The sequence below is a fragment of the Variovorax sp. YR752 genome, assembly GCF_943372545.1.
On record NZ_CALRZC010000012.1, the window covers coordinates 31,813 to 45,114 of the forward strand.

At 67.4% G+C, this 13,302-nt stretch carries 11 protein-coding genes; all 11 read right to left on the reverse strand.

Features of this window, described 5'->3' with window-relative positions; all coding sequences use genetic code 11:
• Positions 1-18 precede the first annotated feature (18 nt).
• Positions 19-1,971 carry a flagellar hook-associated protein FlgK gene (flgK, locus tag AAG801_RS04580; protein ID WP_341887370.1) on the reverse strand — a complete coding sequence of 651 codons (1,953 nt, stop codon included), beginning with the start codon at positions 1,969-1,971 and terminating at the stop codon, positions 19-21.
• 125 nt (positions 1,972-2,096) lie between these two features.
• Positions 2,097-3,815, reverse strand: a complete 1,719-nt coding sequence (locus AAG801_RS04585) for a methyl-accepting chemotaxis protein (RefSeq protein ID WP_341887371.1) — start codon at positions 3,813-3,815, stop codon at positions 2,097-2,099.
• 10 nt (positions 3,816-3,825) lie between these two features.
• On the reverse strand, positions 3,826-4,332 hold the full coding sequence (locus tag AAG801_RS04590) for a chemotaxis protein CheW (RefSeq protein ID WP_341887372.1): 507 nt from the start codon (positions 4,330-4,332) through the stop codon (positions 3,826-3,828).
• A 16-nt stretch (positions 4,333-4,348) separates the two neighbouring features.
• Positions 4,349-5,971 (reverse strand): methyl-accepting chemotaxis protein, encoded by a 1,623-nt coding sequence (locus AAG801_RS04595; RefSeq protein WP_341887373.1) that lies wholly within the window; start codon positions 5,969-5,971, stop codon positions 4,349-4,351.
• Positions 5,972-5,986: 15 nt separating this feature from the next.
• The gene (locus AAG801_RS04600) at positions 5,987-7,561 is read right to left on the reverse strand and encodes a methyl-accepting chemotaxis protein (protein WP_341887374.1); all 1,575 of its coding nucleotides are present in this window, start codon (positions 7,559-7,561) and stop codon (positions 5,987-5,989) included.
• Between the two features lie 187 nt (positions 7,562-7,748).
• Entirely contained in the window at positions 7,749-8,030 is a 282-nt protein-coding gene (locus AAG801_RS04605; protein ID WP_341887375.1) for a hypothetical protein, read from the reverse strand.
• A gap of 7 nt (positions 8,031-8,037) precedes the next feature.
• Positions 8,038-9,603 (reverse strand): methyl-accepting chemotaxis protein, encoded by a 1,566-nt coding sequence (locus tag AAG801_RS04610; RefSeq protein ID WP_341887376.1) that lies wholly within the window; start codon positions 9,601-9,603, stop codon positions 8,038-8,040.
• A 75-nt stretch (positions 9,604-9,678) separates the two neighbouring features.
• Entirely contained in the window at positions 9,679-10,671 is a 993-nt protein-coding gene (flgJ, locus tag AAG801_RS04615) for a flagellar assembly peptidoglycan hydrolase FlgJ (protein WP_341887377.1), read from the reverse strand.
• Between the two features lie 10 nt (positions 10,672-10,681).
• Positions 10,682-11,803: a flagellar basal body P-ring protein FlgI gene (locus AAG801_RS04620; protein ID WP_341887378.1), complete on the reverse strand. Its 1,122-nt coding sequence runs from the start codon at positions 11,801-11,803 to the stop codon at positions 10,682-10,684.
• Entirely contained in the window at positions 11,803-12,390 is a 588-nt protein-coding gene (locus tag AAG801_RS04625) for a flagellar basal body L-ring protein FlgH (protein WP_341887404.1), read from the reverse strand. The genes AAG801_RS04620 and AAG801_RS04625 overlap by 1 nt, the downstream gene beginning before the upstream one ends.
• Positions 12,391-12,497: 107 nt before the next feature.
• The gene (gene flgG, locus AAG801_RS04630; protein WP_062469245.1) at positions 12,498-13,280 is read right to left on the reverse strand and encodes a flagellar basal-body rod protein FlgG; all 783 of its coding nucleotides are present in this window, start codon (positions 13,278-13,280) and stop codon (positions 12,498-12,500) included.
• Positions 13,281-13,302 lie beyond the last annotated feature (22 nt).

The following is a 13,302-nucleotide window of genomic DNA, read 5'->3' on the forward strand; positions in this document are numbered from 1 at the left end:
GTGCGGGGGGTGTGGAGCTCAGTTGCTGATGCCGAGGATCGCGTCGAACATCGCCGAGGCGGTCTGGATCACCTTGGCGTTGGCCTGGTACATCTGCTGGAACATCAGCAGGTTGCCGGTTTCCTCGTCCTGGTTGACGCCGGAAATCGCGCGCTGGCTGGCCTTGATCTGGCCGGTCACGCTGTCCTGCGTGGTGGCGGCGACCTTGATCGACATGGCGCGGTTGCCGACGTCGCTCACCAGCTGCGAGTAGGCGCCGTTGAAGGTCGCGGTGCCGTTCGACATCGTGGTCTTGCGCTGCAGCGCGCCCAGCAGCAATGCGTTGCCGCCGTCGGAGACAGCACCCGCGTTCTTGCCGATGGTGAAGGTGTCGCCCTGCGCGGGCGCGCCCGTCATGCTCACGGTGATGCCGTCGAAGCTCATCTTCGCGCCCGCCGTGTACGGCACGGGCGTGCCGGCCGGGTAGCTGGTGGCGGTGCCGTCGGCGCGCGTGACGGTCACGGCCGAGCCGGCCGGAAAACCCGACAGCGTGCCGGTGCCCGCGTTGAAGCTCAGCGTGACGTTGCCGGCCAGCGGCGAGCCCGGGTAGGCGGCGTCGACCGTGGCCGCGCCCAGTGCGCCGCTGCCCTTGTTGCCTGCGGTGTTGCCGGTGATCACGGGCGATGCGGCGGCCACCTTGGCCGGGTCGCGCACCAGCACGTCGACGTCGCGCGCGCCGGTGCGCGTGGGCTGCACCAGGAACGAATCGCCGGCCTGCGCCGTGCCGCTCGCGGCCGTGAGGCTCACGCCGTCGAAGCTGATCGGAAAGGTGGTGAAGCTGCCCATCGGCGTTTTGTCCGAAAGCCGCGTGACCGTGTAGGTGAGCGTGCCCGCCACGTCAGTCACGCTCACGTTGTAGTCGCTGGTCGTGAGCTTCGACGCATCGGTCAGCGTGGCGCCGAACTCGAGGGTGCCGGTGTTGCCGGCATTGGCGATCGTGCCCGGCACGGCCTGCGAGAAGAAGTTCTGGCCCAGCACGCCGTTCAGGTCCACGCCCAGGTTGTGCTGCGCATTCACCGCGTCGGCCACCGACATGGCGAGCCGGCCGATGGCGTTCTGCGTGGGAATCAGCGTGTCCTTGCGAAAGGCCATGAGGCCGCCGAGCACGCCGCCGGTGAAGGCGCTGTCGTCGAGCTCGACGGTGTTGCCGGCAAAGCCCGACAGCGCCACCACCTGGCGCGTCGGGTCCGACGACGACGCCACCGCCGCCATCTTCGACGCATGGTCGCCCACCACCAGCGACTGGCCGGTGGCGATGAACACGTTGTACTTGCCGTCGTCCTGCTGCAGCACGCGCACGTCGACCACCTGGCTCAGCTCGCTCACGAGTTGGTCGCGCTGGTCGAGCAGGTCGTTCGGCGCCTGGCCGCCGGCCACGGCGCTCATCTGGCTGATCTGCTGGTTCAGGCTGGCGATCTTGGCGGCGTAGGTGTTGATCTGGCTCACGCTGCCCACGATCTGCTCGTTGACCGAGGTGTTCAGGTCCGACAGGTACTGGTCGGTTGCGCGGAACTTGCTGGCCAGCGACTGCGCCGCGCTGATCATCTGCTGGCGCGCCGCCGGGTCGGCCGGCGTGTTGGCCACGCCCTGCACGCTGGTGAAGAAGCTCTGCATCAGGGGCGCGATGCCCGAGGTCTTGTCGGCCAGCAGCGTGTCGATGCGGTTGACCTGCACGCCGTTGGTGGCCAGCGCGGCCGACTGCGACTGCGCGGTGGCCAGCTGCGCCGTGAGGTAGCGGTCGTAGCTGCGCGCCACGGTCGTCACGTTGGCACCCGAGCCGATGAAGCCCGAGCCGCTGGCAATGCCGCCGGCCGTGGCGATCTGCGCGATCTGGCGGCTGTAGCCGGCCGTGTACACGTTGGCGGTGTTGTGGGCCGTGGTCATCAGCGCGGTGCGGGCGACCGCGAGGCCGCTCAGACCTGTGTAGAACATGCTTCCGGACATAAGGCTTTACCTGTCAAAGGGGTGTGTGGGAGCGGCATCGCGCGCGATGCCTCCCCGTAGTTATCGGCAGCGCGCGCCCGAAGTTGAGGGCGCGTACGTTCATGCCGTCTTTCTCAGAACTCCGACCAGTCGCCCTTGGCGTCGCCGGCCATCGCGAGCTGCGGCGTGCCGGTCGGTTCGCGGCGCGTGGGCAGCGCCTTGGCGCGCGGCTTGGGCGTCGGCTTCGGCGGCTTGGGAATCGGCGTGATGCGCGTGAAGCTCGCGCGGGTCGTCGCGACCGCGTTCGCGTCGAGCTTGAACACGCTCACGGCCTGCACGAGGCTGCCGGCCTGCTCCTGCAGCGACTGCGCGGCTGCCGACGCTTCTTCGACCAGCGCCGCGTTCTGCTGCGTCACCTGGTCCATCTGCGTGATCGCCTGGTTGATCTGCTCGATGCCCGAGGTCTGTTCCTGGCTCGCCGCCGTGATCTCGCCCATGATGTCCGTCACGCGCTTCACGCTGCCCACGATCTCTTCCATCGTGCGGCCCGCCTCGGCGACTTGCTTGCTGCCTTCTTCGACCTTCTCCACCGAGTCGCCGATCAGCGTCTTGATTTCCTTGGCGGCTGCGGCAGAGCGTTGTGCGAGGCTGCGGACTTCCGAAGCCACGACCGCAAAGCCTCGGCCTTGCTCGCCGGCGCGTGCCGCTTCCACAGCAGCATTCAACGCAAGGATGTTGGTCTGGAAAGCGATGCCGTCGATCACGCCGATGATGTCCACGATCTTCTTGGACGACGCATTGATCGAGCCCATCGTATCCACCACCTGCGACACAACCGCACCGCCCTTGACAGCGACCTCGGATGCGGAGACAGCCAGCTGATTCGCCTGCCGCGCGTTGTCCGCGTTCTGCTTCACCGTCGAGGTCAGCTCTTCCATCGACGCCGCCGTCTGCTCCAGCGAACTCGCCTGCTCTTCGGTGCGCGACGACAAATCCTGGTTGCCCGAAGCGATCTGCCCCGAGGCCGTGGCAATCGTCTCCGTGCCCGTGCGCACCTCGCCCACCACCTTCGCCAGATTGGTGTTCATGTCCTTCAGCGCCTGCATCAGCTGGCCCGTCTCATCACGGCTGTCCACGCGGATGTTCGCGCTCAAGTCGCCGGCGGCCACCGTCTCGGCCACGCCGACCGCCTTGGCCAGCGGGCGCACGATGCTGCGCGAGATGAAGAACGCGAACAGGCCGCCCAGCAGCACCGTGAGCGCCGTCAGCAGCAGCCGCAGGTTGAAGCTCTTCGCATTCGCCGCGTCGATGGCGTGGCTCATGTCGTCGATGGCGCGGCGCTCGATGGCCAGCAGCTCGAGCACGCGGTTTTCATACGCCTTGGCGGCCGGCTGGAACGACAGCTGGTAGGCGCGCACGGTCTCGACCGTGTTGCCGCTGGCCTTGGCGCGGGTCACGTCGTCCTTGGCGGCCTGGTACTTGGCGCGCAGCTCGACGATCGACTTGTAGGTCGCTTTTTCTTCGTCGGTGACCAGCAGCGCCTCGACCTTGGCCATGGTCTCGGTGCCCTTCTTCACGCTCTCGGAGATCACGTCGGCGAACAGCATCGGCAGCGCCTCGTCGGTGGTGCGCGCGATCATCGAGGTGCGCGCAATGGCCGAGTAGGTCAGCACGTACCAGTCGGCAATGAGCCGCTCCTTGGCCAGCGGGCTCTGCATCATGATCCGCGTGGCTTCGGCGTTGTTGCGTGCGGAGATCAGCGCCACGGCGCTGGAGATCACCGACAGGCCCAACACGATGCCGAAGGCGATGGTCAGGCGGGTGCCGATGCGAAGGTTCGAAAAGAATGTCATGGGGTGGTCCTCAAACGGTGGCGGCGGATTCGATGAGGCCCATTTCTTCGCTGGACATCAGCCGGTCGATGTCCACCAGGATCAGCATGCGTTCGTCCAGCGTGCCCAGGCCGATCAGGTAGTCGGTGTCGAGCACCGAGCCCATCTCGGGCGCCGGCTTGATCTGCTCAGCCGTGAGCGTGATCACGTCCGACACGCTGTCCACCACCATGCCCACCACGCGGCCCGAGATGTTCAGCACGATCACCACCGTGAACTGGTCGTAGGTGGGTGCGCCCAGCTCGAACTTGATGCGCATGTCGATGATCGGCACGATGATGCCGCGCAGGTTGACCACGCCCTTGATGTAGTCGGGCGCGTTCGCGATGCGCGTCACGGCGTCATAGCCGCGCAGCTCCTGCACCTTCTGGATGTCGATGCCGTATTCCTCGTCGCCGAGCTTGAAGGTCACGACCTCCAGGCGGTTGGCCACGGCGGATGCGGACGGCGATGTGTTGTCTCTGGTGTGGTTCAGCATGTGTTCTTCTCCTCGTTCAATACGCATCCCGGACGCCGGCACCCTCGCCCGCCCCGGTCCTGAATACCCCTGCGGCCCGGACCAGGCCCTCGGCCTGTTCCTGCAGCGACTGCGCCGTGGCCGTGGCCTCTTCGACCAGCGCGGCGTTCTGCTGCGTCACCTGGTCCATCTGCGCGATGGCCTGGTTGATCTGCTCGATGCCCGAGGTCTGCTCCTGGCTCGCCGTCGTGATCTCGCCCATGATGTCGGTCACGCGCTTCACGCTGCCGACGATCTCCTGCATGGTCCGGCCGGCCTCGGCCACCTGCTTGCTGCCCGCCTCGACCTTCTCCACCGAGTCGCCGATGAGGGTCTTGATTTCTTTCGCGGCAGCCGCCGAGCGTTGCGCCAGGCTTCGCACTTCCGACGCGACCACCGCAAAGCCCTTGCCCTGCTCGCCCGCGCGCGCGGCTTCCACGGCCGCGTTCAGCGCGAGGATGTTGGTCTGGAACGCGATGCCGTCGATCACGCCGATGATGTCGACGATCTTTTTCGACGAGGCGTTGATCGAGCCCATCGTGTCCACGACCTGCGACACCACGGCGCCGCCCTTCACGGCGACCTCCGACGCGGAGACGGCCAGTTGGTTCGCCTGCAGTGCGTTGTCCGCGTTCTGCTTCACCGTCGAGGTCAGCTCTTCCATCGACGCGGCCGTCTGTTCGAGCGAGCTGGCCTGCTGCTCGGTGCGCGACGACAGGTCCTGGTTGCCCGAGGCGATCTGGCTCGACGCCGACATCACGCCCGCCACGTTCGCACCCACGTCCGCGACGATCGCGAAGAGGTTGGCGCTCATCTGATTCAACGCGCGCAGCAGCCCCGCGATCTCGTCGCCGGGTCGCACCGTGAAACGCACCAGGTCACCACCCGCGATGGTTCGCGCGACCTCGATGGCCTCGTCGAGCGGACGGAAGACCGTGCGCCCGAGGAACGCGCCGAGGCTCAGCCACGCCAGTGCGGCACCAAGGCTGCCCGCTGCCACGGCGTTGGGCAGCCAGCTGTGCGCGCCGGACGCGGCCACCAGGCGGGACGCTTCCATCCAGCCCATCGCGCCCAGGCCCGCTGACAGCGCAGCCGCCGCGACGGTCACGCCGAACACGCGCCGCCGCACCGGAATGCGCCGCAGCCGCGCCAGTGGACGCGCCCAGCCACTGCGCACCACTTCGCCCTGCAGCAGTTCGAGGCCCTTGGCCTCGCCCTCGCGCATGCGGCGGTAGAGCGCGTCGGCGGCCACCACGTCCTCGCGCGCGGGACGGCTGCGCACGGACATGTAGCCCTCCACGCGGCCCTGGTGGCGGATCGGCGTGACGTTGGCGAGCACCCAGTAGAAGTCGCCGTTCTTGCGGCGGTTCTTGATGAGGCCGGTCCAGGGCAGGCCCTGGTCCAGGGTGCGCCACAGGTCGGCAAAGGCCTCGGGCGGCACGTCGGGGTGGCGCACGATGTTGTGCGCCTTGCCCAGCAGTTCGGCGGCCGTGAAGCCGCTGGCCGCGACGAAGGCCGGGTTGACGTAGGTGATGCGGCCCTTGAGGTCGGTGCGGGACACCAGGGCCTCTTCCTTCGAGAGTTCGTATTCGATGTCGGTGACGGGCAGATTGACGCGCATGGCCGGTGCGTCGCCTCAAGCCAGCGCCAAGGCGTGGCTGCTGCTGCCGCCGAGGCGGAACACGCCGACGACCTGCGACAGGCTGCCGGCCTGTTCCTGCAGCGACTGCGCCGCAGCCGAAGCCTCTTCGACCAGCGCCGCGTTCTGCTGCGTCACCTGGTCCATCTGCGTGATCGCCTGGTTGATCTGCTCGATGCCCGAGGTCTGCTCCTGGCTCGCGGCCGTGATCTCGCCCATGATGTCCGTCACGCGCTTCACGCTGCCCACGATCTCTTCCATCGTGCGGCCGGCTTCAGCGACTTGCTTGCTGCCTTCTTCAACCTTCTCTACCGAGTCGCCGATGAGGGTCTTGATTTCCTTGGCGGCTGCGGCGGAGCGTTGAGCCAAGCTGCGAACCTCCGAAGCAACCACCGCAAAGCCTCGGCCTTGCTCGCCGGCACGCGCCGCTTCAACAGCAGCGTTCAACGCCAGGATGTTGGTCTGGAACGCGATGCCGTCGATCACGCCGATGATGTCCACGATCTTCTTGGACGACGCATTGATCGAACCCATCGTGTCCACCACCTGCGACACCACCGCGCCGCCCTTCACTGCAACTTCAGAAGCGGAGACCGCCAGTTGGTTCGCTTGCCGCGCGTTGTCCGCGTTCTGCTTCACCGTCGAGGTCAGCTCTTCCATCGACGCCGCCGTCTGCTCCAGCGAACTCGCCTGCTCTTCCGTGCGCGACGACAGATCCTGGTTGCCCGACGCGATCTGCCCCGAGGCCGTGGCAATCGTCTCCGTGCCCGTGCGCACTTCACCTACCACCTTGGCGAGATTCGCGTTCATGTCCTTCAGCGCCTGCATCAACTGACCTGTCTCGTCGCGGCTGTCCACGCGGATGTTCGCACTCAGGTCACCGGCCGCCACGGTCTCTGCCACTTCGAGCGCATGGCCCAGCGGGCGCACGATGCCCAGCGTCAGGCGCCAGGCGAACAGCGCGCCCAGCACCAGGGCAATGGCCGACAGCGCGAGCAGCGTGGTGCGGCCGTCGGTGTGATCGGCCGCGATGCCCTTGGCGGCGGCGTCGATCTTCTCGCGCTGGTGGTTCGCGAGGCTCTCGACCGCGTTGGCGTAAACGGAAAGCGCCGCGCTGAACTTGGTGTCGACCAGCACATTGGCTTCGTCGAGCTTCTTCTCGTCCTTCAGCTTGTTGAGCGTGCCCACGGTCTCGAGCACGATGACGCGCGCCGCGACCACCGCGGCATAGAGGGCCTTTTCTTCCGGGCTGGCGAGCATCGCCTCCAGCTGCTTCTGCGCCGGCGTGATGCGCGCCGAGCCGGCCGCCTGGAGCTTGGCGAAATACGCCGCGATCTCGGGATCGGTGGTCTTCACCATCGCGTAGTTGGCGACGGTGTTCGACTTGAGCAGGCTGAGCCATTCGGTCGCCAGGCGCTCCTTGACCAGCGCGCCCTGCACCATCTCGTCGGTCGCCTGGCCCACGTTCGTGAGGCGCAGCACGCCGGTGCCCGCAATGAACGCCATCAGCAGCAGCAACGCCGCGAAGCCGAGCCCGAGGCGGGTGCCGATTTTCAGATCCTTCAAACTCATTGCGCTTTTCTTCCTTCAATAACGGGGAGCGGTGGCCGCATCGCGCGGCGGGCCACCGGCATGACATGACGGCATGGCGGGGCGGCCTGCGCCACCCCGTCTCCCTGTTATCGGCAGCGCGGCGCCAGACTTGAGTCTTTTTTCTAAAGTTTGGTGCGAATCGGGGCGCGGGCGCATGCGTTCTCTGTCAGGCGTCGGTGGCGTTGACGTGCTGGAACACCCGGTCCAGCCGCTCGGCGACCTTGACGTGGTGGCGGCTCGCACGGGCCCGCGCATGCGCTGCGAGGCCCGCGAGGCCAAGGCCGGTCAGGCAGGCCGCACCCGCGAGCGCCCACACGGCCCGCAGCGCCCAGGCGCAGCCGGTGCCGATGTGGAAGCCGAGAAACAGCGCCACGGCCAGCAGCAGGAGCAATGCAGCGAAGCCCATGCCGACGCGGCGCACGGCTTTCGGATGGAAATGCGTAGACACGGGGCGTTCAAGCCGCGACGGCTTCGTCGGCGTCGAGCTTGAAGGTGCTGACAGCCTCCACGAGGTTGCTCGCCTGCTCCTGCAGCGACTGCGCCGCCGCCGAGGCTTCCTCGACCAACGCCGCGTTCTGCTGCGTCACCTGGTCCATCTGCGTGATCGCCTGATTGATCTGCTCGATGCCCGAGGTCTGCTCCTGGCTGGCCGCAGTGATCTCGCCCATGATGTCCGTCACGCGCTTCACGCTGCCCACGATCTCTTCCATCGTGCGGCCGGCTTCGGCGACTTGCTTGCTGCCTTCTTCGACCTTCTCTACCGAGTCGCCGATCAGGGTCTTGATTTCCTTCGCGGCTGCGGCGGAGCGTTGGGCAAGGCTGCGTACTTCCGAAGCCACGACCGCGAATCCGCGACCTTGCTCACCGGCGCGTGCCGCTTCAACAGCGGCGTTCAACGCGAGGATGTTGGTCTGGAATGCAATGCCGTCGATCACGCCGATGATGTCCACGATCTTCCTGGACGACGCATTGATCGAGCCCATCGTGTCCACGACCTGCGACACGACAGCACCGCCCTTGACTGCCACTTCGGACGCAGAGACGGCCAGCTGGTTCGCCTGCCGTGCGTTGTCCGCGTTCTGCTTCACCGTCGAGGTCAACTCTTCCATCGACGCCGCCGTCTGCTCCAGCGAACTGGCCTGCTCTTCCGTGCGTGACGACAGGTCCTGGTTGCCCGCTGCAATCTGGCGCGACGCCACCGCGATCGAATCGGTCGATGCCTTGATGCGCGTCACGAGGTCGGTGAGCGTGTCTTCCATCTCGCCCATGCCGCGCAGCAGCCGGCCGAAGTCGCCGCCGCGGTCGGTTTCGAACTCCTGGCTCAGGTCGCCGGCGGCCACGGTCTCGGCGATCAGCAGCGCCTCGGCGATCGGCTGGGCGATGCTGCGCGTGAGCAGCCATGCGAGCACCGCGCCCAGCGCGAGCGCAGCCGCGGCCAGCGCAGCGATGTAGAGGCGGCCTGCGCGGTACTGCGCATCGATGGCGGCGGCCGTGCTGTCGATGTGCTGCTGCTGGTGCGTCACCATCGCGCGGATGCTCGCGTCGTAGCCGTCGAGCATCGGCAGCAGCTGCGTGTCGGTGCGCGTCGCGGCCTCGTCCTTCTGGCCGTCGGCCTTGAGCTGGAGGATCTGCTTGCGCAGCGCGATGTAGTCGCCGCGCCGCTTCTGGATGTCGGCGCTCAGCGCCAATTCTTCGGGCGTGCTGAGCAGCGCCTCGAGCGCCGTCTGCGTCTCGGAGATGGTGGCGCTGGTCGCGGCAATCTGCTTTTGCAGGTAGGCCTGCACCTGCGCGTCGTCGCTCTTGAGCAGCGAGAAAGTGCGCACGCTGTTCGTGGCCGTTCCCAGCTGCCAGGCCGTGGCCAGGCGCTCCTTCGACAGGGTGCGCGAGGCCAGGTCTTGCGTGGCTTCGCCTACATCCTGCAGCCGCAGCACGCCGATGCCCGCCACGGCCACCAGCAGCGCCAGCACCAGCGCAAAGCCGGCGCCCAGCCGCATTCCGGTCGTCCAATTCTTGATCGTCATTCGCTTGTCTCCTCTCGGGGCCTCTGGTGTCGTTGTTCTTGGGTCCGGGCAGTCAAGTCAGGCTGTGCGAGCGGCTCAGCCGAACTTCTGCATGATGCGAACCAGCTTCTCGCCGTACTTCGGGTCGGTGGCATAGCCCGCGCGCTGCAGGCCGTGCGCGGCCTGCGCCGGGTCGGCGGTGGCCAGCACGTTCGCGTAGCGCGGGTTGCGCGTGATGAAGCGCGCGTAGTCGGTGAAGGCCTCCTCGTACGAGGCATAGGCGCGGAACTTGGCGCGCACCTTCTGCGGCTCGCCGTCGATGTATTCGGTGGTGGTCGTCTCGACCGTGGCGCCCTTCCAACTCTTGTCGGCCTTGATGCCGAAGAGGTTGAAACTTTGGGTGCCATCGTCGGCGCGGATCTCGCGCTTGCCCCAGCCGGATTCGAGCGCGGCCTGCGCCAGGATCAGCGGAGCGGGCACACCGCTGGCGGCGCTGGCCGCCTGTGCCGACGCGCCCATGCGGTCCACGAACGCATCGACCTGGCCTTGCAGCGAGGCGTTCGCGGCCGGTGCAGGGCCGCTCTTCATTTGATAGACACCGAGGTCGGCCGCCGTCGACACGCGCGCACCAGGCGACGAGCCGATGGGAATGCCCGCGCGCGGACCGTACGGCAGGCCGGGAGGCGCTTCGAGCGACAAGGGCCGTGTGCCGATGCCATCGTCGGCTTCAGGCGCCGCCGAAGGCATCTGCCGCCGCAGCTGCGTCAGCATCGCCTCGGCCAGCCCCACGCCGCGCCCCGAAAGGTTCTGCGTGAGTTGCTGGTCGAACATCGACAAATAGACCTTCTGGTCCTGGCTGTCGAGCAGGCCACCGGAAGGCGTCGCCTCGCGCATGCTCTTGAGCACCATGTTCATGAACAGCGCCTCGAACTGGCGTGAGACCTGCTGCAGGCCCTCTTCGGGCGAAGTGCGTACGGTGCGGCGCAGCGCATCGACGCCCTGCACGTCGAGCGCAAAACGCTGGTCGAGCGCGCCGCTGCGGCTGGCCGCGTCGGTGCCGGTCCATGCGGTGTTGGCGGAGATGGTCATGCCGTCGGCCTCAAATGATCTCGAGTTCGGCGCTCAACGCACCGGCCGACTTCATGGCCTGCAGGATCGACACCAGGTCCTGCGGGTTGGCGCCCAGGCTGTTCAGCCCCTTCACCACATCGGCCAGCGACGCACCGCCGCGCACCATCTGGATCGCACCACCGCCCTGGTTGACGGAAATCTGCGAGGTCTGCGCCACCACCGTGCTGCCGCCCGAGAACGCGCCCGGCTGGCTGATCACCGGCTCGGTGTTGATCACCACCGACAGGTTGCCGTGCGCCACGGCGCAGTCTTTCACGCGCACCGCCTGGTTCATCACGACCGAGCCCGTGCGCGCATTCACCACCACGCGCGCGCCCGCCTGCGTGGGCGTGACCTCGAGCTCCTGCAGCTGCGCGAGAAAGCCCACGCGCCGCTGCGGCTCGGGCGCCTGCACGCGGATCACGCGCGCGTCCATCGCCTCGGCGGTGCCGGCGCCGAACTGGCGGTTGATGGCGTCCATGGCGCGCTGCGCCGTGCCGAAGTCGGAGCGGTTCAGCTCGATCGTGAACGAGCCCTCCGCGCCCACCGGCGCCTCGACCGTGCGCTCCACCAGCGCGCCGGCGGGAATGCGCCCCGAACTCAGCTGGTTGACCTGCACCCTGCTGCCGTTGGCCGCAGCACCCGCCCCGCCCACCACCATGTTGCCCTGCGCCACGGCGTAGGTTGCGCCGTCCACGCCCTTGAGCGGTGTCATCAGCAGCGTGCCGCCGCGCAGGCTTTTTGCATTGCCCATGGACGACACCGTGACATCGATATTCTGGCCCGGCCGCGCGAACGACGGCAGCGTGGCCGTCACCATGACGGCCGCCACGTTCTTCAGCTGCATGTTCACGCCCTGCGGGATCGTGATGCCCAGCTGCTGCAGCATGTTGTTCAGGCTCTGCGTGGTGAACGGCGTCTGCATCGTCTGGTCGCCCGTGCCGTCCAGGCCGACCATGAGGCCGTAGCCGATGAGCGGGTTGTCGCGCACGCCCTGGATGCTGGCGAGTTCCTTCAGGCGCTCCGCGTGTGCGGGCGCGATGAACAGGAGCGCGCACAACGCGGCAACGCGCCAGCGGTTCGAGGTGCGTGAAAACGGGAGGTGTGTCATCAGAATGGCATCACGTTCAAGAAGATGCGCTGCATCCAGCCCATGTGCTGGGCTTCATCGATGTAGCCCTTGGCCGAGTACTCGATGCGCGCATCGGCCACCAGCGTCGAGGGCACGGTGTTGTTGCCCGACACGGTGCGCGGGTTCACCACGCCCGAGAAGCGGATGTACTCCGTGCCCTGGTTGATGCCCATCTGCTTCTCGCCGCTCACCAGCAGGTTGCCGTTGCTCATCACGTCGGTCACTGTGACGGTGATCACGCCGTTGAAGGTGTTGTTGGCGTTGGCGCCGCCCTTGGCGTTGAGCGTGTTGGTGCCCGACAGCTTGGTCTCCTGCCCGTCGAGCAGGCCGCCGATGAGCTTGGGAATGGCCGCGAACACGCCGGTCGTGTTGCCCGTGCGGCTGGCGTTGGCGCCCGAGTTCTTGGTCGCGTTGACCTTCTCGCTGATGACGATGGTGAGGATGTCGCCGACATTGCGCGGGCGACGGTCTTCGAACAGCGCGTTGGCGCCGGGGCCGTCCTGGAAGATCGCGCCGGGCGCACGCCGCGCCTGCACGGCCGCGTACTGGTCGGCACGCGCCGTCATCGGCTGGTGCACCAGCGGCTCGCGCGGCACCTGCGCGCAGCCGGCGGCCAGCGAGGCCACGAGCAGCAGCGCCGACGCCCGGCAAAAAAGACGCTCCCCCGCACGCATCACAACTGGGCCAGGCGCTGCAGCATCTGGTCGGACGTCTGGACCGCCTTGCTGTTGATCTCGTACGAGCGCTGGGTGGCGATCATGTTGACCAGCTCTTCCACCACGTTGACGTTGGAGGCCTCGACATAGCCCTGGCTCAGCGTGCCCGCGCCGTCCACGCCGGGGTTCACCTGGTTGGGTGCGCCCGAGGCGTCGGTCTCGGCGTACAGGTTCTCGCCCTGGCTCTGCAGGCCCGTGGGGTTGACGAAGGTCGCAAGCTGCAGCTGGCCGACCTGCACGGTGTTGGTGCCGCCCGCCTGCACCACCGACACGATGCCGTCGCGGCCCACGGTGATGCTGGTGGCGTTGGCCGGGATGGTGATGGCCGGCTGCACCGGGAAGCCGCTGGCGGTGACCAGCTGGCCGTCGCGATCGGTCTGGAACGAGCCGTCGCGCGTGTACGAGGTGGTGCCGTCGGGCATCAGCACCTGGAAGAAGCCGCTGCCGCTGATGGCCACGTCGGTCGGCTTGTCGGTCTTGGTGAGGTTGCCCTGCGAGTGGATGCGCTCGGTGGCGACCACATGCACGCCGGTGCCGACCTGCAGGCCCGAGGGCAGGCGCGTCTGGTCGGAGCTCTGGCCGCCGACCTGGCGCAGGTTCTGGTAGACCAGGTCTTCGAACACGGCGCGGCTGCGCTTGAAGCCGGTGGTGCCGACGTTGGCCAGGTTGTTCGACACGACGTCGAGCTGCGTCTGCTGCGCGTCCAGGCCAGTCTTGGCGATGTAGAGGGAGCGGATCATTTCGGAAGTTCTTGGGAAGGGG